The sequence below is a fragment of the Streptomyces sp. ME19-01-6 genome, assembly GCF_033793745.1.
GTDB lineage: Bacteria > Actinomycetota > Actinomycetes > Streptomycetales > Streptomycetaceae > Streptomyces.
Map to the genome: position 1 here is coordinate 134,372 of NZ_JARAXF010000004.1, position 18,834 is coordinate 153,205.

The window sequence follows — 18,834 nt, forward strand, 5'->3', positions numbered from 1 at the left end:
CGCCTTACGCGCCGCCGGTACCGTAACCAGACATGACAAAACCGCTGTCGTCGGACGAGGTCCACGCGCTCCTCTACGAGCTGTGCGTCGACCTCGGTTTCTGCCTTCCACCGCAAGACATACGCCGACTGCGCGAAGCGCCGCCGGCCGACGTGGACGAATTCACCGACGCCGTCTTCACGGCGGAGGGGATGGAGCCGCGCGGCGAGGACGACTGGCTACGGGTTCGGGTGCGAGACGTCGTCGAACGGCATATGCGCGGCGAGCGGCCCTGATTCTTGACGAGCCCTTTAGGCTGCCCGGGGAGGACTGAGCTTCGAGACAACACAACACACGGGGGGCCGAGGTGGACGGAAGGATTCCACAGCCGCACGACGTCAAGGACTCCGCAGAGTTCGTGGCGGTGATGCGCCAGCTACGCCAGTGGGCGAACCTGAGCTATCGCGAGTTGGAACGCCGGGCCGGGGCGGCGGGAGACGTACTGCCGCGCGCCACCCTCGCCGGGGCGCTGAACAGGCAGGAGCTGCCCCGGGAGGAGTTGGTGGCGGCCTTCGTCCGGGCCTGCGGTGGCGACGAGGCCACGGTCGAGACGTGGGTGGGGGTCCGCAAGCGCCTGGCCGTCGAGGTCGAGGTCGATCAGGAGACCTCCGACGCCGTGGTGCCGTCGCCCACGGACATCAACGTGCCGTCACCCACCGTGGAGACAGTGCCGGTCGCCGAGGACCCGGAGGCTGCGGCCGAGGACCGTGAGCCGGTGCCCGAGGAGCCCGAGCACGTGGCCGAGCACCCGGAACCGGACCCGGAGAGTTCCCCCCGCACACCAGAACCGAGAAAGCCGAAGGGGCCGAAGGCGGCCGGGCGCCGCCTCCGGCGACCGGGCGTGGTCATCGCGGCCACTGTCGCGATCGTGCTCCTGACCGCCGCGGCCACGGCGATCCTGCACCCCGGCGACAAACCCGACAAGCCGCGCGAGAGCAGCCGGACGGAAGCGCCGGCGGCCACGCCCTCCTCGGCCACGCCAAGCCGTCCCGCGGGCGGTGCCACCTCCAGCGCCGCCGACGCCAAACCCGTCAAGGACGACCCCACGGTCACGGAGACGCGGGAGACCTCGTCGCCGCCCCCGTCCCCGAAGACGACGGCCCCCAAGGAACGGAAGCCCACGCGGAGTTCACCGACGCCGACGTGGACTCCGTATGACCCGCCGGCGCTCCCCGACGACCCGCCGCCCTCGACGGACACATCGCCTACGTCCGACGGTGGCGACCCCTTCCCTGAGGAGACCTGCTGGGACGCCACCAACGACTGCACCTGAGGGGACGGGGGCTCAGTCGGTCGAGCCAGAGCCGCGGCAGCAGGCCCGCCGCAAGGTACGGATCGTCGGGCGGGTGCCTCGGCGCCGACGCCCCAGACGCTCTCGCCGTCCGCGTCGGCCAGGGCGAACGCGGGGGCGCCGGCCCGGCCTGACACCGCCGGCCAGCGGTGGACGCGCGCGCCGCTCCGCGCCTCGCTCAGTGTCCGGCCCCGCCCGCGAGTTCCCCGGCGTAGCGCTCCAGCGAGCGGTTGTACATCGGCAGGTGGCGGGACAGGGCCGACAGGGCGAGGGCCACCGCCTCCCTCTCCCTCCCGGCGTCGACGAGCGCCAGCGCGAGGAACGCGGCGACGGCGTCGTCGAGTTCGTCGGATTCCGCTTCCCGTTCCGCGGTGAGCAGCGCGACGCCCTCATCCGGCCGGCCGAGGTTGCGCACCGTGCTGGCCAGCTGGATCACCGCCTGGCGGCGCCGCGGGCCGGTGAGACCGGCGGCCAGGGCCTCGCGGTAGCGCGGGGCGGCCTCCTCCTCGTGGTCGGTGGCGTCGTACGCCGAGGCCAGCTCGAAGGACGCGACCGGGTCACCGGCGGGGAGTTCGGCCGTCAGCGCCGTCATGGCCGCCAGGAAGTCGGCGGGGCCGTGGTCGTCGAAGGCGGCCCACAGGTCCGCGACGCGCTGTTCCCAATCGTGTGTCGATATGCTCATCGGCGCAGCATCTCAGCCTGGGGCCGCCCGTGTCAGACGGGTCGGACGAGTCAGCCGCCGAAGACCGCCGTCACCGGGGCGTGGTCGCTCCACCGCTGGTCGTAGCTCGCCGCCCGCTCCACGTACGCCTTCACGGCCCGCTCGGCCAGCCCCGGCGTGGCGACGAGGAGGTCGATGCGCCACCCCGCGTCGTTGTCGAAGGCCCTCCCGCGGTACGACCACCACGAGTACGGCCCCTCGACGTCCGGGTGCAGCGTGCGCACCACGTCCACGTACGCCGCCTCGTCGTACACCCGGCTGAGCCATGCGCGCTCCTCGGGGAGGAACCCGGCCTTCTTCCGGTTGGACTTCCAGTTCTTGAGGTCCGCCTCCCGGTGCGCGATGTTCCAGTCACCGCACACCAGCACCTCGCGCCCGCCGGCCGCAGCGCGCTCCCGCAGCTCCTTCAGGTACGGCAGGAACTCCCCCATGAAGCGTTCCTTCTCCTCCTGCCGCTCCGTGCCGACCTCCCCCGACGGCAGATACAGGCTGGCGACCGTCACCCCGGGCAGGTCCACCTCCAGATAGCGGCCGCTGTCGTCGAACTCCGCGGACCCGAATCCGACCCGTACGCCCTCCGGCTCGCGCCGCGTGTAGACGGCGACCCCGGCCCGGCCCTTGGCGGCCGCCGGGGCGTGCACAGTGTGCCAGCCGTCGGGCTCGCGGACCGGCGCGGTCAGCTCACCGGGCTCGGCGCGTACCTCCTGAAGGCAGACCACGTCGGCGGCGGTGCCCGCGAGCCATGGCAGGAAGCCCTTCTTGGCCGCGGCGCGCAGCCCGTTTACATTCACGGAGGTCACGGTGAGCATTCCGGCACGATACGCCAGAAAAAATCGAGCGCCCCGCGGATTCGCATGAATGTACGATCCACCGCATGGACATTCGCCCCGTCTCCTACGATCACCCCGACGCCGTCAAGCTCAACGCCGAGGTACAGGCCGAATACGTCGAACGCTACGGCGAGGCCGATCTGACCGTCATGGACCCGGCGCACTTCGAGCCGCCCCGCGGGCTGTACCTCCTCGCCTACGACGCACAGGGCCGCCCGGTGGCCAGCGGCGGCTGGCGCAGCCAGGAGCGCGGTGAGGAGGGCCACTCGGACGGTGACGCCGAGATCAAGCGGATGTTCGTGGTCCGGGAGGCCCGGGGGCAGGGGCTGGCCCGTCGGATCCTGGCCGCGCTGGAGGACAGCGCCCGCGCGGCGGGGCGGGTCCGGATGGCGCTGGAGACGGGGACCGAGCAGCCGGAGGCCATCGCGCTGTACACCTCCTCCGGCTATGCGCCGGTTCCCAAGTTCGGGCTGTACCGCTTCGAGGAGTCCAGCCGCTGTTACGCCAAGCCGCTGGTGTAGGCACCGCCGGCGGCGGGACCCCTCAGGGCCCGGGGGGCCTAGGACGGGTCCGCGATCGCCGACTCGATCTCCTTGCGCACCCGGTCGGCCGGGTACCGGGCCACCGGGTGACCGTACGGCGCCAGGGCCCGGTCGGCCGCCTCGGGGGACGGCTCGCGCACATCGGCGAACAGCACGGTGGTGCCCGGCGGGACCTCGGCCGCCAGCATCTCCAGGGCGGCGCTCACCCCCGTACGCCGCTCCGCGCCCGTACCCTCGCGCGCGTCCCGTGCCGCGCCGACGAATCCGCCCTCGCCGAAGCCGATCATGATTCCCAGCGGCCCGCCCAGAAGCCCCACGAGCCCGCCCATCAGGCCGTCGACGGTGAAGCAGCGGGCCCCGGCGCTGTCCACGCAGTCCGGCAGATCGAGCGTCCCGTCCATGGCGCGCGCGATCACCACGCCCTCGCGCAGCGACAGCACGCCCTCGTCGTCCGCGCGGAGCAGCGCGTCGAGTGCCCGGGGGCCCGTCTCCGGCGCGGCGAGGTCCATGAACAGGACGTTCTCGGCCATACCTCCACTCTTGCCGCAGCCAGGGCCCCGCGCACCTCGTGGCCCCGCACGCCTCGCGGTCACCGCACCCCGCGGTCACCGGCCGCACGAGGCGCGTGGGGATCACCGGAACAACCAGCCCGGCGTCGCGTCGCCAACCCGCGGCGCGCAGTCGCAGGACTCTTCGTCGGACGTCATCAGCCGTTGGCCGCGAACTTCCGGCTGATCGCGTCGAACACGCCCTTGGCCTCACTGCCCAGATGCGGCCCGGCGAGCCAGGTGTGTGCGTTGGAGCTGATGGAGGTGTTGGACACCAGCGCCGTCTTGCCCCCGCGGTTCACCAGCCACCCGCCGCCGGAGGAGCCGCCGGTCATCGTGCAGCCGATCCGGTACATCGTCGGCGCGGTCGGCGAGAACGACAGCCGGTTGGGCCGGTCCAGGCAGTTGAACATCAGCGCTCCGTCATACGGCGGCGCGGCCGGGTAGCCGTACGCGCCGATCGAGCTGACCTGGTTCGCCGACGGCGCGTCGAACCACACCGGCACGGCGGCCCCGACCGTCTCCTGCAGCGACTTGCCGCCGCCGTTCTCCGGCTTCACGTGGAGCACCGCGAAGTCGTACGACGAGGCGACGTTGCCGACGTGCGCACCCTGCTCGATCCACTGCGAGGAGGTCTGCGACCAGTCCGCCCACCACACGCCGTACGGGTTGACCTCCTGGCTCGCGGCGGTCCCGGTCCGCTCGGCCGGCAGCCCGTTGTCGTTGTACGACGGGACGAACACGATGTTCCGCATCCAGCCGCCCTGCTTGCCGGAGTGCACGCAGTGGCCCGCCGTCCACACCAGGTTGGACTTGCCGGGGTGCGCCGGGTCCTCGACGACCGTGCCCGAGCACACCATCGGCCCGTCGGGGCTGTCGAAGAAGACCCTCCCGACCGGCGCCATGTTCTGGTGGTACGGCCGGGAGACCTGCTTGGCCTGGATCGCGGCCGGCTCGGGGTCGGTGGCCGCCTGGCCCTGACCGGCGCTCTGCGTGGCGACGGTGTTCGGCGAGTCCTTGGCCTTGGCCATCCTGGACGGCTGCCAGAAGTCCTTGATGACGGGGTTGGCGAAATCGGAAGCCTTGCGGGCCCAGTTGTCCCAGTTCTTCCAGCCGCCGTCCTTCCACTTCTTCAGATCGTCCAGGCTGGTCGGCACCCCGTCCGGAATCTTCAGCCTGTCCTTGACCTTGTCCCCGGCGGTGGCCGAAGCGCTCGGCTCGGACCCGGCGTTGTCGTCACTCGGCCCGCAAGCCGTGGCGGTGACCGCGAGCAGCGCGGCCATGGCCGCGGCGGCCGCGGCGGAGCGGCGTATCGATGGCATGGAGCTTTGTCCCCCTGTGTGCTGCTGTGCAATGTCCTTGTTCGGCGCTTTTCGCGCATGCCCCTTCCGGGACAAGCCCCCACTATGCCCGCGCCCTTGGCCACATCCGTCACCCGGTTCACAGCCCGCACACAACACGAACCGGGTCGGCACGATTCCATGACATCGCATCAATGAGCATTGACGGAGTGAGTACTCACTCCGTAGGGTGGCGGCATGACAGAGCCACCCACCCGGCGGCGCGCGCCGGGCATGAGCACCGAGCAGCGCCGGGCGATGATCGTCGCGGCGGCGCTTCCGCTGGTCGCCGAGTACGGCGCCGCGGTGACCACGGCACAGATCGCCCGCGCCGCCGGCATCGGCGAAGCGACGATCTTCCGCGCCTTCAAGGACAAGGAGGAGGTGCTGGCCGCGTGCACGGCCGAGGCGATGAACCCCACTCATGTACTGCGCGAGCTGGCCTCCATCTCCCTCGACCAGCCGCTCGCCGACCGGCTGACGGAGGCGGCCGAGGCGATGCGGGCCCATCTCGCGCGCATGGGCACGGTGGCCGGCGCCCTGCAGGCCTCGGGCCACCGCCGCGAACGCACGCCAGCCGCCCGGACCACCGGCGACCGCACCACCGGCGACCGCACCACCGGCGACCGCACCACCGGCGACCGAGCCGCCTCCGACACCCGGCCCGACGGGCCCGACCGGCCGGCGGACAGCCGGGAGGTGTCGATGCGGGCGACCCGTGACGCCCTGACCGAACTCGTCCAGCCCGACCGGGCGGCCCTGCGCCTGCCCCCCGAAAGAGTCGCCTCGATCTTCCTCGGCATGCTCTTCACTCAGCTGCACTTCGGCGCCGAGGGCGCCGACGTCGATCCGGCGGAGCTCGTCGACGTCCTCCTGAACGGCACCATCAACGAACCCCGGAGCGGCACATGACCGTCACGCTGAACCACACCATCGTCCCCGCCGACGACCACCGGGAGGCGGCCCGGTTCTTCGCCTCCGTCATGGGCCTGGAGGAGCTGCCTCCCGCGGGCCGTAACGGCCACTTCGCCCCCGTACGGGTGAACGACACGCTCACCCTGGACTTCATGGCCATGACCGACCCCGAAGGGCACCACCTGGCCTTCGACGTGGACCCCACGACGTTCGACGCGATCCTGTCCCGGATCCGCACGGCGGGCATCCCCTACGGCAACGACCCCACCCAGCCCGACAACGGCCGGATCGACCACCCCCTGTGCCCCCGCGGCCTGTTCTTCCAGGACACCACGGGAAATCTGTACGAGGTGATGTCCCCGGCATGACGGGCACGGCCGCGCGGCCCGCGGATCAGCTGAGGCGAGGCCGCCGGGCTCAGGCCACGAGCTCGTCCAGATACACCGCCGCCAGGCGCGGCAGGCGGCGGCTCATCTCCTCGGCGTCGTCGAAGTCGAAGTCTTCGCCCATATCCGCCTCGGGATCCGTCGCGGGGCCGCCGTCCCCGCTCTCGCCCTGGGCGGACCGGTGACGCCTCCACTCCTCGTTGAAGTCCTCCCCGGCCGCCGCTAGCCGCTCGAACGCCGTGTGCGCCACGTAGTTGACGTCCTCAAAGAACAGGGCCTCATCGACGCCGTCGGTCGCGGCCTCGATCACGGCCGGGTGCTCCGCGAGGCTGTCCGGGTCGGCGGCCGCGCGCTCGTACCACTCGCGGCCCAGCGCGATCAGCCCGGCGCGGAAGTCCATGAAGCTGTCGTCGGAGCAGCCGCCGCCGATGAGATAGGCGGCGGCCCAGACGTCCCACCGATAGACGGCGGCGTGTATCTCGTCGAACCGTGTCTGGAATGCGAGGATGTCTTCCTTCGAGAGCGCGGCGAGCAGGTCGACCAGCGCCTCGTCGAAAGGCTTTCCGTCCGGGCCGCCCACCCGCGCGGCTTCGATGACGCTCCAGAAGCGATCCGTGTCCATGTGGTCGACTGTGCCACGGAGGTCTGACAACGCGAGGAGGACGCAAGGTGAAGCTCGGCTCGGCACGTGCCGCCGCGGCCCGGTGGGTGGACCGGTACGCCCGCCCCGAACCCGGTTTCCGCGGGGCGTACTTCAGCGGCTCGACGGTCGGCCGGCCCGACGACGACGAGCTGCCGCCGACCTCCGACGTCGACGTCGTGGTCGTCACCGCCGAGGACGACCCACCCGTCAAGCCGGGCAAACTCCGCCATGACGGCGCCCTGCTGGAGATCAGCTATGTGCCCTGGGCCCAGCTCGCCCCGCCCGAGACCGTGCTCTCCTCGTACCACCTGGCCGGCAGCTTCCGCACCGACACGGTCATCGACGACCCCACCGGCCGGCTGCGCTCCCTGCATGCCCGCGTCTCGCGCGACTTCGCCGCCCCACCCTGGGTGCGCCGCAGGTGCCAGGACGCCCGCCACCGGGTCGAGCGCGGGCTCGCGGCGATCGACACGTCGGCGCCGTTCCACCAACAGGTGACGTCCTGGCTGTTCCCCACCGGCGTGACCACCCATGTGCTGCTCGTCGCCGCCCTGCGCAACCCCACCGTACGGCTGCGCTATCTGGCAGCCCGCGAAGTCCTCGCCGACCACGGCCATCTCGACCTCTACCCCGAGCTCCTCGACCTCCTCGGCTGCACCCACCTGCCCGCCGCGCGCGTCCGGCACCATCTGCGGGACCTGGCCGAGACGTTCGACGCCACCGCAGCCGTGGCGAAGACCCCGTTCATCTTTTCCAGCGACATCGCCCCGGCCGCGCGGCCCATCGCGATCGACGGCAGCCAGGACCTCATCGACCGCGGCCGCCACCACGAGGCGGTCTTCTGGATCATCGCGACCTTCGCCCGCTGCCACACCATCCTGGCCGCCGACGCCCCCGCGACCCACCAGGCGCTGACCCCGCCCTTCCGCGCCGCCGTCGCCGACCTCGGCATCACCTCGACCGCCGACCTCCTCCATCGCGCCGAGGAGGTCACCCGCTTCCTCCCCCGCCTCTGGCAGACCGCCGAGGCCGTCATCCGCACAGCGGCGCGCTGATCGACCAGTCCGTATCCAGCCTGTCGACCAGGGCCCGGGCGAGGGGCGGCGCGTGCCGTTCGGCCCACTGCCGGGCGAGCCCCAGAAACCCGCGCAGCTTGCCCTGGACGTCCTCCAACAGCCCGGGCAGCTCGGCGACGGCCAGCTCAACGGGGCGCCCCACAGGCGTATGCGCCGCGTCGCGCCCATCCGGCCAGATCCGTACGACCGAGCCCAGGTGCTCCACCCGCGGGGACGGGTCATGGCCCAGCCACAGCTCCGCCCCGTCCGCCAGATCCAACCACTCACGCCACGTCTCCAGACCGCAGCAGCACCCGGAACGGACGAGGGCGCCGCTGACCGTGTCCCGGACGCACAATCCGCCCGGGGCGATGGTGCACTCGGCCTCGACCGTCCGCCAAAGGAGCGCGCCGGCATCGGCCGCGCGGGGGTCGCCGGGGTCGAGGTCGTGGTTGTAGCCGGCCCAGACCGCCATCGCCGTACCGACCTCCAGCGGTGACAGCCCGCCGGACAGCAGCAGCACGCCGTCGGGGCGCGGAGGGGCGACGGGCCACAGGGCGAAGTCCCGGGCCTGGTACGTCTCCAGGGCGGCATCCATGACGATCACGGCGGCGTCAGTCGGCTCAGTCGGAGTTGCACCACAGCAGCACGCCCGGCCCATCCGGCGTGGTGACGGGGATCCACGCCTCGTCGGCCTCGGCGAGCCGGTCCTCGGCGAGCCGCAGCGGATGCGGCTCCTCGTTCGTACCGTCGCAGGCCCAGAAGGTCACGCCCTCGACGACCTCCCGGAGCTTGGCCAGCTCGTCGGCCGTCCACAGGTGATTCCAGGTCCCGGCCCCTCGGAAATGCCCCTCGAACATCTCACACAGCCCGTCGAGCGCATCGGGCGCGAACACCGGCACCAGATATCCCTCGACCCGCCCCTGCCGACAGGCGGTTCCCCCGTACTGCTGCTGATAGGACACCCCGGTGGCCGCCTCGACCACCACATAGAACCAATCCTCGGACGCCCCGTCGGGGTCGAGGAAGACAAATCGCTGACCGGCCATGCCCGCAGTCTGTGGCCCCGCGCTCAGCGCCTCAACAGGATTTCGACGCCGACGAGCGCAGCCGACGGCGCTGTCAGTGGTCGGGTGCACCATCGACCACATGGCACCCACCGACTCGACCGCCGCCTCCCCACCCGCGTGGGGCGTCCAGCACACGCTGTGTCTGCCCACCGAGGACGCGGCGCGGCAGGCCGCGGCGGAGCTGGCCGCGCTCGGGCATCGGCTGATCGCGATACGGGCCCATGACCACGTCCGGTCCGATCCGTCGAGCTTCTGGTACGGCATGCCGTCGCTCGACCCCGAGCTGACCGGCTGGTGGCAGGTGTTCTCGCTGGCCGTCCACACCGGCCACGACCGCCGGGCGCTGGAGCCGTTCCTCCGGCACGAGCGCATACGGATCGCCGGGGTGGCCCGGTCCCACGGCGGGTTCCGCCAGGGCGGCGCCGAGGGGCACGCGACCACCCTGCACCGGGCCTTCACCCGGGACGGCGTGGTGCACGAGCGCGCCACGGCCGAGGTCACCCCGCCCGCCCCACTGCCCGCCGACCCTGCCCCGCCCGCCCTGGGGCCGCGGTGGACCGGCCCGGCATCCGGCGGACCCGACCGGCCCGACCGGCCCGAGGATGTCGTCCGGGCGGTCGTGGCCGTGGCGGAGCGGATGTACGGCGGCGCGAACGCGGCCCCCGACGCCGTCGGGTGGCTGCTCGATGAGGACTTCGCCTTCGGGGAGCCGTACGAGACCACGGGCGCGTTCCTGGGCGACCTGGCGGATGCCGTGGCCCCTCAGGGCACCTGCACCGACGACACCGTCGAGGCCGTCCCCTTCCTGGCCGAGCTGGCGCACGACGGCGACATTCCGCCCTCGGTCCGGCTGATCGTGCTCGGCGACCTCCTCCAGCTGGCGGCCACCGGCGCCTCGCTCGCCGTCTCCGCGGCCGACCGCATCGCCGCGCTCGGCGCCGCCTGGCAGGAGCCCGCCGGCGTCCAGATGACGCGGCGGGCCATCGGCCGCGCGCTGCCGCGCCTCCTGGACCGCTGGGACGAGGAGGCCGACGCGGCCCGGTTCGTACTCGCCGCGCTGGCCGCCGCGGCGCCGCACGACGCCGGCACCCACCTCGTCCCCCGCCTGAACGTTCTCCCCGCCCCGGAGGGCTCGCCCCGCGCCGACACCGTCGCCCTGATCGCCGCGCTCCTGGACCACGACGAGAGGGGCCTCGACACCGCCCTGCACCGCCTGACCTCCTGGCGCCCCGCCCTCGCGGAGCAGACCACCATGCCCCACGCCGCTCCCCGCCAGGTGGCCCTGGCCGTCCTCCCGGCCCTCGTCATGGAGGATGTCGGCCCGGCCGTCCACTCCTGAGATCGGAGCCCAGCATGCCCGCGCCGACCGAAATCCCCTGGAACCACGCCCGCGCGGTCGAGGTGCGTGACCTCAACGCTGACGGAGAGACGGTCATCCGCGACCCCGTCGAACTGGCCGAGCTGGCCCGCCTGCTGGAGGTCGACCACGCGGGCGCCGGTTTCGTCTGCATGTGCTGGGGCGATGTGGAGTTCCGGGTCCGCGACGCGGCGCAGCGCACCCTTGCCGTGCTGAGGCTGCACCTGGGCAGCGGGCTGGACTGGCACGAGTGGGCCGGGCAGCTCCCGCTGCTGCGCGCCGAGGACCTGACGCGCTGGCTGACCGACCGCGGTCTGTGCGCCACGCCTCCCGCACCAAGGCTCTGACCAGGCCCGACAGCAAAAGTCTGGACCTCGTTGAACTCTCCGCCGCGCGAGGCCGTATCTCGGCTGCGACAGGCACGCCGCGTTCGAGCGGGTACGCGAGCCCGGGAAGTTCCTCATCCGCCGAGCCGTCATCGAACGCGTGGGCTGACCGCCCGCGGGTCATGGCCCGGAGACGGCCATGGCGTGGGCCCCGAGCACCACCGCCGCGGCCAGGCAGCCGACGGCGACCCCGGCGGCCGCCCGCCGCACCGGAACCTTCCCCGGAGGGGTCCGGCGCGGCAGGACGAGACTCAGCACCGCACCGCCCCACGCGAGAGCCACCAGCCACGGAAGCCATGCCTCCGCCCGCTCGTTCGTCCTCCGGCAGTGCTCGGCTCGCGGTCCGGTTTCGCCGTAGTAGAAGAGGCAGTCGCTGCCGAAGTTCTCGGTGCCGAGCCCGACGACCCCCCACCACACGGCGCCAACGAGGGCCGCGGCCACCGCGATTCCCGAGGCCACGCGGCCGCCGACGCCACGCGCCGCGGAGCTGCCCATGCCCGTTCTCAGCCGTGCTGGGGAGAGATCGCGTACGGGGCGACGGGAAGGCGGGCGCACTGACGGCAGGCGCGGGCGGAGGCCGCGATCCGCATGTGTGAGGCGATGGTGACGACGCCGATGCCCGCGCTGACCTGCCAGTTCCCGGCCAGGGCCGACGCGGTGGTGAGCGTCACGGCGCTGATCGCCAGGGCCGTACCGGCGGTGGTGCCGGTCCAGGCGACCATCAGCGGGAGCCGCCGCGGGGTGGGCAGCCAGCGGGCCAGGGCGCCGGTGGCGGCCAGCGACGCCGCCGCCAGCAGCGCGGCGGCGGCCGCGACGCCGCCCACGTGGGCGGCCAGGACCTGAACGGGGTGAGGCAGGCCCCGGTCGCGGTCGACGATCACCAGCACATACCAGCCGAGGATCAAGACTGGAACGAGGAGCGCGACGCGGCGCGCGGTGTGGCGGGCCTGGGCGATGGTGAGTTCCCGCTGGAAGGCGGGCGCGATGTCCTCGACGCTCCCGAAGTCGTCCACGGCCTGGCGTGCGGCGTGGTCATCGGCGCGGCCGTCGCGCCTCGTCCCGTGAGCGATGTCCGCCGCGGCATCGGTGAGAGCGTCGCGCGCCTCGGTCAGCATCCGGTCCTTGACCCGCGCCGGGCCGTGCAGGGCGGCCGCCAAGGCGGCGACATGCTCGTCGATCGGGTCGGGGCCGGACGCGGCGCGGTGGTCGAGGGCCGTCACGTGGCCGGCCTCGGTGCCGGGGCGGGGTCCAGGACGGCGCCGATCGCGGCGGTGAGCTCACGCCAGGCCGTACGTTCCTCGGCGAGAGAGCGCCGCCCGGCGTCGGTCAGCTCGTAGCAGCGGCGGCGGCGTTCACCGACCGACTGCCAGTCGCTGCGCAGCAGCCCGAGCCGCTCCAGCCGGTTGAGCGCCGGATACATCGTGCCCGTCCGCAGCTCCAGGGCGCCGCCGCTGCGCTTCTGAACAGCCGTGATGATCGCGTAGCCGTGCAACGGCCCCTGCTCCAGCACGGCCAGCAGCAGCGCGTCCAGATGCCCGCGTACCGCATCTCCCTTCATGGAGAACAGCCTACCCACTGAGCATGTAGGTGAGCTATATATTGGCAGCCAACACATAGACTGCCAACTCAACCGGAGTCGCAGTGACCAAGCTGCTGCTGTCAGTGCACGTCCTTGCCGCGATCCTGGCGATCGGCCCGATCGCCGTGGCCGCCTCACTGTTCCCCCGCTTCGCTCGCGGCCCTGGCAGGGAGCACCTCCCAGCCATAGCTGGGGGAGACCAGGAACCGGGCGGCCGAAAAAGCTCCGCGATAGCCGCGTTCCTGCACCGCGTCTGCCGTGGCTACGCCGTCGTCGGCCTGGCCGTCCCGGTCTTCGGTCTCGCCACCGGAGCCCAACTCGGCGTCCTGGGCGACGCCTGGCTCATCACCTCGATCGCGCTGACCGCGATCGCCGCCGCCCTGCTGGCGCTGGCCATCCTCCCCACCCAACAACGCCTGCTGGCCCCGCCCGACGACGCGGCCGTCACCGAGAACACCCGGGCAGCGGCAGCGGCCCGACTGGCCATGACCACCGGAATCTTCAATCTGCTGTGGGCGATCGTGGTCATCCTGATGATCGTCCGCCCCGGCTCCACGACCGGAGCGTGACCGCCATGCGCACCCTGCGGATCGCGGCCGCCATCGAGGCGATATCCCTGGCAGCCCTGCTGATCAACCTGGCCACCGTCCACACCAAGGCCGTCACCGCCCTCGGCGGCCCGGTCCACGGCATGGCCTACCTCGCCACGATCGCGTGCACCTGGATGACCCGCGACGCCACCCCCACAGTGCGCCTGCTCGCCGCCATCCCCGGCATCGGCGGCCTGCTCGCCCTCCGCCGAATCCAGCCCAAAGGAGTTTGAGATGACCGACCCGTACGCCGGGCTGCCGTTCCCGCGCACCGACCTGGCTCTGAAGGCCCTGCACCACGCCCACGACATCGAAGCCCCGGCGATCTTCAATCACAGCCTGCGCACCTACCTCTACGGGCGCTTCCTCGGCGAGCGTCAGGGCCTACAACCCGGCCACGACTACGACGACGAGCTGCTGTTCCTCGGCTGCCTGCTGCACGACGCCGGACTCAGCCGCGAAGGCGACGGCGACCAGACCTTCGACCTCGACGGCGCCGACCTGGCCGCCCGCTTCCTCACTGGCCAAGGGATGGCCGCCGACCGCGTCGAGGTCGTCTGGGACGCCATCGCCCTCCACCTGCACTACGACCTGGCCACCCGCAAACGCCCAGAGATCGCCCTGGTCACCGCAGGCGCCGGCTACGACCTCGGCCCAGACCCGGCACACCCCCTGCCGCCCGGCTACGCCGACCACATCCACGCCGCGCTGCCCCGCCTGCACGCCGCCGCCGTGCTCTACGACACGATCGTCGACCAGGCACTCGCCAAACCGCACAAAGCGCCGCCGTTCAGCATGCCCGGCGAACTCCTCCGCCAGAAAACCGGCGCGCCCTGGCCCACCTGGCAACAGCTGATGACCGATCCATCAGGCTGGCACGACTACGACGGCTACCCGCCGACCACCTGACCGAGCGGGATTGCGTCAGGGGTGAGTCGCGGTCACCTCGTCGGTCAGTACACGGTTCAGCCGCGTCACGGCACCGATGCCGACGAAGGGCGCCGCGAGGGCGTTGCCGAACAGAGCCAACCCCACGCAGATATGCAGCGCGATGAAAGCGCCGTTGGTATGCGGGGTGGCCGCGTCGCCGCTGAGGCCATCGTCCATACCCAGGTACCAGGCGGTACTCAAGGCGACCGCGCCCGACCAGAGCAGCCAGTAGACCGCGGTGACAGCCGCCCAGATCCGTATGGCGCGCCCGGAGTACCGCTGCAGCCGGGCACCCGTGTACTGCAGCCCCAGCAACGCGAGGACGAGCAGCACCGGCACCGGCATGAACCAGTCGTTGTGCTGCGCCCACTCGGAGAGTCCTCCGAAGTCGATGTTGTCCGGCGTCTCGGGGTAGTCGCGGACGATCGTGCGCAGCTTGGGGGCCATCGGCAACAGGACAAGCATGGGAACCAAACCCCACATGCTCAGCCCCGGACTCCCCAACGCACCGTCACGTACCCACGTGCTGAGGCGAACCGCGCGTGAGTCCGGGCCGGCGTCGCCCTGCCGGATGGGGCCGGAGCCGGGGTGCGGGTCCACCTTGGTCGGGGGGAGGACGCGGACGGTAGCCGGGTCAGGCTGCGGCGCCTGCGGCACGTCGGCACTGTCCAGGTTGAACAGGTGCTCCGCCCGACGGGCGATCACCGCGTTGACGGCACCTGGCAGCCAGTCCCGCTCGCCGGCCTCACGCTCGGCGGCGAGAGCGCCGAGCTCCGCCGCCGTGGGGCGGTCCTCAGGCCGTTTGCCCAGGCAGTCACGAGCGACCGCGGCCAGCGCCTCGGGCATGCCGCCCAGGTCCGGCTCCCGGTGCACCACCCGGTACAGCAATTCCGGTCCGGAGCCCGTGCCGAACGGACCGCGGCCGGTGGCGGCGTAGGCCAGCACCGCCCCGAGCGCGAAAACGTCCGCCGCTGAGGTCACCTCCCGCCCCTCCGCCTGCTCCGGCGACATGTAGCCGGCGGATCCCACAGCCAGGCCGGTGCCGGTCAGCCCGGTTTCGTCGGCCGCACGAGCGATCCCGAAGTCGATCAGCAGGGGGCCGTCCTGTGACACCAGCACGTTCGCCGGCTTGACGTCGCGGTGTATCAGGCCGCGTCCATGTACGGAGTCCAGCGCATGGGCCAGCCCCGAGAGCAGCCGCCACACCGACGCCTCAGGGAGGGGGCCATGTTCATGGACGATCTCGGCCAGTGAAGGACCGGGTACGTATGCCGAGGCCAGCCAGGGCGTCGGCGCTTCGGCGTCGGCGGCCACCACCTTCACCAGCCCCCTCCCGGAAACCGACTGAGAGGCGCGGATCTCCCGGGCGAAGCGCTCCCGGAACCCGGGAACCGAGGCCAGCCAGGGATGCACCATCTTCAGCGCCACATAACGCCCGTCGGCCGACCGTCCCAGATACACGCGGCCCATGCCGCCCACCCCCAGGCGGAACAGCAGGCGATAGCCGCCTACCTCCCGTGGGTCATCGTCTTCCAACGGCATCATGACGCGCGCTCCCCCGATCCCCGAACCACGTGGAACTTGGCCTCCGTTGACCATACTGGCCTGCTCCCGGCCCGCGGACAGGACGAGCACGTCAGGGATGTGCCATCCGCCAGGGAGCGGACCGCCGAGGGGATTCGCACCCCTGGCCCCTCGATGCGCACTGCGGGCGGGACGGTCGGTGAGGCCTGCCCGGCTGGTCAGCCGGTCGGCTGGGGATAGAGGCGTTCGTGTTCCCGTGCGGTGTGGAAGATCCAGTACTCGGGGAAGTCTCCGTTGCTGATGACGACACGGAGGGTGAGGACGGCTTCGGCGCCGGCGACGCTCCACCTACTGCCCGTGATGTCGAGGCGGTCGGCGATCAGGTGGCGGGCTGCGCCCCCGACGATTCCGCTGGCGATCGGCCAGCCGGCCTTCAGGGCCTTGTCGTAGTGGACGTGATCGGCGTTGTTCTCCAGGTAGCGGCAGGCTTTATCCGCGGCGGCACGTTGATCGTCGGTGAGACGGTGGCGGTCGGCTTCGCTGCGGATGCCGGCGACGGCGCCGGGTGCGTCGCCGGCCAGGATGCGGGCGGCCTTCGCCCCGACCCAGGTTTAGGCCTCCGGATCGGTGGCGGTGTGGAAGCAGCGTGCGGCCGCCCAGAGTTTCTCGATCACGTGGACGATGTCGAGCACGATGTGGAGGGCGACGCCTCGGCGGTCGGCTTCGGCGCGGACGAGGTCGAGCTGGTGAGTGGCGCCGTCGACCAGGACCACCCAGCACCGCTGATGCTGGGGATCGCGGGCCTCGGCCTGGTCGAATGCCGTCTTGATGACGTGGTCGGGGTCGTGCTCGACGGAGGCGGTGAGCCACTTCGCGCGGGCCTTCGGTCCTTTGCGCACGGTGCGGTTGCCGGTGCGGCCGCCGGGCGGGGCGATGATGTCGTGCGGACGGCTAACGGCCGGGTCGGCGTCGTGGACGACCGCGAGGGTGGCCATCCGCTTGCGGCCCGATTTTTCCCCGGCCGAAAGGCGGGTGCGGAAGGTCCGCTTCGCCCGCTCAGCGGCCTTCTGGGTCGCCTCGCGGAGATGCCCCGGCCTCATCACGATGCCCTTGCCGTCGAAGCTGAGCACCAGCAGCGTCCTTCTGGCCGCAGGTTCGGGGGAGCGGGAGGCATAGAAGACGCCGATGTCCACCGCGGCCGCCCTGACCAGCGCCTCAGCCTGCCTTTTTACCCACCGGACGGGATCCGCAGCGGCGGTCGATCGCCTGAAGGGCGGTGTCGTAGGAGCCGCGGCAGGCTTCCAGCACGGCGAGTTTGCGCAGGCCCAGACTGTGCCGGCCGCACGGCAGGCCGAGTACCGCATCGGCCGGACAGACGTTGGTCCGGTCCGGGGCGCGCAGTGCACACCGGGTCAGTCACCGTCCCGACCACCGTGGCCGGCTCGCGCCGGTGGTTCTTCTCCAGCCGGGTGCGGCCACCGGCCCGCTCGCCGCGGGCTGCCGGCTCCAGGCCGGTGAGTACGGCTTCCTCGGCCCGGGCGCGGAGGTCGTCAGCAACCACGCAGGTCAAGACAACTCACTGGAAAAGAGCCGCGCCGTTCCTCTATCTTCGATGAGGTCATCAACTACCGCATGACATCTGCCCGGTGACGGAGTCGGCGTGGGGTGCGCGTCCCCGCTCCACGCCACCACTGGACGGCTTCAGGCGCAGCCACGGGTCGGCACATCCGGACGCCGACGACCCCGTGTGGCGCGTCCCGCCGGGCGGCGAAAGGGATGCGTCGTGCCTTCGGCGTCGACGAACTACCGTATCCTGCTGGGCACTTCGGGTGCCGCAGCCTTCTTCCTTCCCGCCGCTGTCGGGCGTCTGGGTATCGCCATGACGGGGATCGGCATCGTCTGGCTGGTGCACGCACGCACCGGGTCATATGCCGCCGCGGGTCTCGTCACCGGCGGGTTCGCTGTCGCGGACGCCGTCGCCGGGCCCCAAATCGGGCGCCTTGTCGACCGGTTCGGGCAGGCGCGGGTGCTTTACCCCGCGCTGGGCGCACATGCCGGGGCCGTGGCGCTGCTTCTCGCCGGCGCCGTTCCGGACCTCGTCTCAGGAGTGCTCGTCGGGGCAACGCTGCCCCAGCTCAGTGCCCTTTCCGCCGCTCGCTGGTCCGCTCTGCTGTCCGCCGAACGGGCTGCCGCGCTGCCCACCGCCTTCGCCCTGGAGGCCCTCGCCAACGGCGTGTCCTACCTGGCCGGCCCGGCCCTGGTGAGCGTCCTCGGTGCGGCGGGCCGCCCCGGCGCCGGGGTGCTGCTCGCCGCCGCGCTCGTCGTCGGCGGTGGGCTCGCCCTCGCCGCCCAGCGCCGCACCATGCCGCCCCTCACCGGCCGCGCCGAACGCCGTCACGCCGGACGCGCTCTGCTTCGCTCCGCGTTCCTGCGGCAGGTCGCGCTCGGCCTCGCGCTCGGGGTGTTCTTCGGCGCGATGCAGGTGTCCGTCGCTGCGTATGCCGTCGGACGCGGCATGCCGGACGCGGCAGCGCTGCTCTATTTGGCCTCCAACTGCACCAATTTGGTCGGTGGTTGGGCCTACGGAGCATGGCGCCCCGGCGGCTCACCCCGGCGCCGCCAGGCCGCGGCCGCTGCCTGCCTCGCCCTCGCGAGCCTCCCACTGACCTTCCTCGACGCGCCCCTCGCGGTCGGGGCTACCCTCGCCCTGACCGGACTCGCCGTGCCGGTCCTCCTGATTCTCACCTCCGTCCTCACAGAGTCGTCGGTCCCGCGCGCCGTCCTCACCCAGGCGTTCACCTGGGGTAACTCCGCAAGCGCGGCAGGAATAGCAGGCGCCGCGGCGGTCGCGGGGCGGGTGGTGGACGCGGGCGGTGCGCACGGCGGCTTCAGTGTGGCGGCGGGGGCCGCCGTGGTGATGACGGTCCTGGCACTCGGCGGCATGCGGGACTCATCAGACTCATCACCGGACGTGCCGAAGCCGTCCGCGCCCGCGGAAACCACAGCACCACTGGATCTTCCACACCCAGATGCAACGCGAACGGCTCTACCTCCGCCCTGACCAGCACAACCAGGGACTCCTGGCCTG

Annotated in this window: 24 protein-coding genes; 12 read left to right on the forward strand and 12 right to left on the reverse strand. The window is 72.1% G+C overall.

What is annotated here, in order from left to right; all coding sequences use genetic code 11:
- Positions 1-32 precede the first annotated feature (32 nt).
- The gene (locus tag PV419_RS10565; protein ID WP_319687704.1) at positions 33-275 is read left to right on the forward strand and encodes a hypothetical protein; all 243 of its coding nucleotides are present in this window, start codon (positions 33-35) and stop codon (positions 273-275) included.
- Between the two features lie 71 nt (positions 276-346).
- Positions 347-1,312: a helix-turn-helix domain-containing protein gene (locus tag PV419_RS10570; protein WP_319687705.1), complete on the forward strand. Its 966-nt coding sequence runs from the start codon at positions 347-349 to the stop codon at positions 1,310-1,312.
- Between the two features lie 196 nt (positions 1,313-1,508).
- Here the strand turns inward: PV419_RS10570 and PV419_RS10575 are convergent, their stop codons facing one another.
- Positions 1,509-2,012, reverse strand: coding sequence for a tetratricopeptide repeat protein (locus PV419_RS10575; protein ID WP_319687706.1), 504 nt, complete (start codon positions 2,010-2,012; stop codon positions 1,509-1,511).
- 50 nt (positions 2,013-2,062) lie between these two features.
- Positions 2,063-2,860, reverse strand: a complete 798-nt coding sequence (locus PV419_RS10580) for an exodeoxyribonuclease III (protein WP_319687707.1) — start codon at positions 2,858-2,860, stop codon at positions 2,063-2,065.
- A gap of 65 nt (positions 2,861-2,925) precedes the next feature.
- On the opposite strand from PV419_RS10580, the gene PV419_RS10585 reads away from it, so the two are divergent.
- A complete protein-coding gene (locus tag PV419_RS10585) occupies positions 2,926-3,402 on the forward strand; it encodes a GNAT family N-acetyltransferase (protein WP_319687708.1) in 477 nt (158 codons plus the stop codon).
- Between the two features lie 38 nt (positions 3,403-3,440).
- Here PV419_RS10585 and PV419_RS10590 read toward each other — a convergent pair whose 3' ends face one another.
- Positions 3,441-3,953, reverse strand: a complete 513-nt coding sequence (locus PV419_RS10590; protein WP_319687709.1) for a DUF1269 domain-containing protein — start codon at positions 3,951-3,953, stop codon at positions 3,441-3,443.
- A gap of 176 nt (positions 3,954-4,129) precedes the next feature.
- Positions 4,130-5,293, reverse strand: coding sequence for a hypothetical protein (locus PV419_RS10595; protein ID WP_319687710.1), 1,164 nt, complete (start codon positions 5,291-5,293; stop codon positions 4,130-4,132).
- Between the two features lie 276 nt (positions 5,294-5,569).
- On the opposite strand from PV419_RS10595, the gene PV419_RS10600 reads away from it, so the two are divergent.
- Together PV419_RS10600 and PV419_RS10605 are read left to right on the forward strand one after the other, a co-directional pair.
- Entirely contained in the window at positions 5,570-6,223 is a 654-nt protein-coding gene (locus tag PV419_RS10600) for a TetR/AcrR family transcriptional regulator (RefSeq protein WP_415925294.1), read from the forward strand.
- The gene (locus PV419_RS10605) at positions 6,220-6,594 is read left to right on the forward strand and encodes a VOC family protein (RefSeq protein ID WP_319687712.1); all 375 of its coding nucleotides are present in this window, start codon (positions 6,220-6,222) and stop codon (positions 6,592-6,594) included. The genes PV419_RS10600 and PV419_RS10605 overlap by 4 nt, the downstream gene beginning before the upstream one ends.
- 49 nt (positions 6,595-6,643) lie before the next feature.
- On the opposite strand, the gene PV419_RS10610 is transcribed toward PV419_RS10605, so the two are convergent.
- Entirely contained in the window at positions 6,644-7,234 is a 591-nt protein-coding gene (locus tag PV419_RS10610) for a DUF4240 domain-containing protein (protein WP_319687713.1), read from the reverse strand.
- 47 nt (positions 7,235-7,281) lie between these two features.
- Between PV419_RS10610 and PV419_RS10615 the strand changes: the two genes are divergently transcribed.
- Complete coding sequence (locus PV419_RS10615; protein ID WP_319687714.1) at positions 7,282-8,310, forward strand: hypothetical protein; 1,029 nt, start codon at positions 7,282-7,284, stop codon at positions 8,308-8,310.
- Here the strand turns inward: PV419_RS10615 and PV419_RS10620 are convergent.
- Together PV419_RS10620 and PV419_RS10625 are read right to left on the reverse strand one after the other, a co-directional pair.
- Positions 8,288-8,908: a hypothetical protein gene (locus PV419_RS10620; protein ID WP_319687715.1), complete on the reverse strand. Its 621-nt coding sequence runs from the start codon at positions 8,906-8,908 to the stop codon at positions 8,288-8,290. The two genes, PV419_RS10615 and PV419_RS10620, sit on opposite strands and share 23 nt — an antisense overlap.
- Positions 8,909-8,933: 25 nt before the next feature.
- The gene (locus tag PV419_RS10625; protein WP_319687716.1) at positions 8,934-9,359 is read right to left on the reverse strand and encodes a DUF6210 family protein; all 426 of its coding nucleotides are present in this window, start codon (positions 9,357-9,359) and stop codon (positions 8,934-8,936) included.
- Positions 9,360-9,459: 100 nt separating this feature from the next.
- Here PV419_RS10625 and PV419_RS10630 point away from each other — a divergent pair, with 100 nt between their 5' ends.
- Together PV419_RS10630 and PV419_RS10635 are read left to right on the forward strand one after the other, a co-directional pair.
- Positions 9,460-10,719, forward strand: a complete 1,260-nt coding sequence (locus tag PV419_RS10630; protein ID WP_319687717.1) for a hypothetical protein — start codon at positions 9,460-9,462, stop codon at positions 10,717-10,719.
- Positions 10,720-10,733: 14 nt separating this feature from the next.
- Positions 10,734-11,084, forward strand: coding sequence for a hypothetical protein (locus PV419_RS10635; protein WP_319687718.1), 351 nt, complete (start codon positions 10,734-10,736; stop codon positions 11,082-11,084).
- A 159-nt stretch (positions 11,085-11,243) separates the two neighbouring features.
- Here PV419_RS10635 and PV419_RS10640 read toward each other — a convergent pair whose 3' ends face one another.
- Genes PV419_RS10640 through PV419_RS10650 form a run of 3 tightly spaced genes read right to left on the reverse strand, consistent with a single transcriptional unit; the run spans position 11,244 to position 12,681 of the window.
- Positions 11,244-11,618, reverse strand: coding sequence for a hypothetical protein (locus PV419_RS10640; protein ID WP_319687719.1), 375 nt, complete (start codon positions 11,616-11,618; stop codon positions 11,244-11,246).
- 8 nt (positions 11,619-11,626) lie between these two features.
- A complete protein-coding gene (locus PV419_RS10645) occupies positions 11,627-12,343 on the reverse strand; it encodes a hypothetical protein (protein WP_319687720.1) in 717 nt (238 codons plus the stop codon).
- Positions 12,340-12,681, reverse strand: coding sequence for a PadR family transcriptional regulator (locus PV419_RS10650; RefSeq protein WP_319687721.1), 342 nt, complete (start codon positions 12,679-12,681; stop codon positions 12,340-12,342). The genes PV419_RS10645 and PV419_RS10650 overlap by 4 nt, the downstream gene beginning before the upstream one ends.
- 83 nt (positions 12,682-12,764) lie before the next feature.
- On the opposite strand from PV419_RS10650, the gene PV419_RS10655 reads away from it, so the two are divergent.
- From PV419_RS10655 to PV419_RS10665, 3 genes are read left to right on the forward strand one after another with little or no spacing between them, the layout of a single operon-like run.
- On the forward strand, positions 12,765-13,271 hold the full coding sequence (locus PV419_RS10655; RefSeq protein WP_319687722.1) for a hypothetical protein: 507 nt from the start codon (positions 12,765-12,767) through the stop codon (positions 13,269-13,271).
- 5 nt (positions 13,272-13,276) lie between these two features.
- Positions 13,277-13,525, forward strand: a complete 249-nt coding sequence (locus PV419_RS10660; RefSeq protein ID WP_319688164.1) for a DUF3817 domain-containing protein — start codon at positions 13,277-13,279, stop codon at positions 13,523-13,525.
- A gap of 1 nt (position 13,526) precedes the next feature.
- On the forward strand, positions 13,527-14,201 hold the full coding sequence (locus PV419_RS10665) for an HD domain-containing protein (RefSeq protein WP_319687723.1): 675 nt from the start codon (positions 13,527-13,529) through the stop codon (positions 14,199-14,201).
- Positions 14,202-14,216: 15 nt separating this feature from the next.
- Here PV419_RS10665 and PV419_RS10670 read toward each other — a convergent pair whose 3' ends face one another.
- Both PV419_RS10670 and PV419_RS10675 read right to left on the reverse strand, forming a co-directional pair.
- The gene (locus PV419_RS10670; RefSeq protein WP_319687724.1) at positions 14,217-15,767 is read right to left on the reverse strand and encodes a serine/threonine-protein kinase; all 1,551 of its coding nucleotides are present in this window, start codon (positions 15,765-15,767) and stop codon (positions 14,217-14,219) included.
- A 590-nt stretch (positions 15,768-16,357) separates the two neighbouring features.
- The gene (locus PV419_RS10675; protein WP_319687725.1) at positions 16,358-16,939 is read right to left on the reverse strand and encodes a hypothetical protein; all 582 of its coding nucleotides are present in this window, start codon (positions 16,937-16,939) and stop codon (positions 16,358-16,360) included.
- 590 nt (positions 16,940-17,529) lie between these two features.
- Between PV419_RS10675 and PV419_RS10680 the strand changes: the two genes are divergently transcribed.
- Positions 17,530-18,807, forward strand: coding sequence for an MFS transporter (locus tag PV419_RS10680; RefSeq protein ID WP_319687726.1), 1,278 nt, complete (start codon positions 17,530-17,532; stop codon positions 18,805-18,807).
- Positions 18,808-18,834 lie beyond the last annotated feature (27 nt).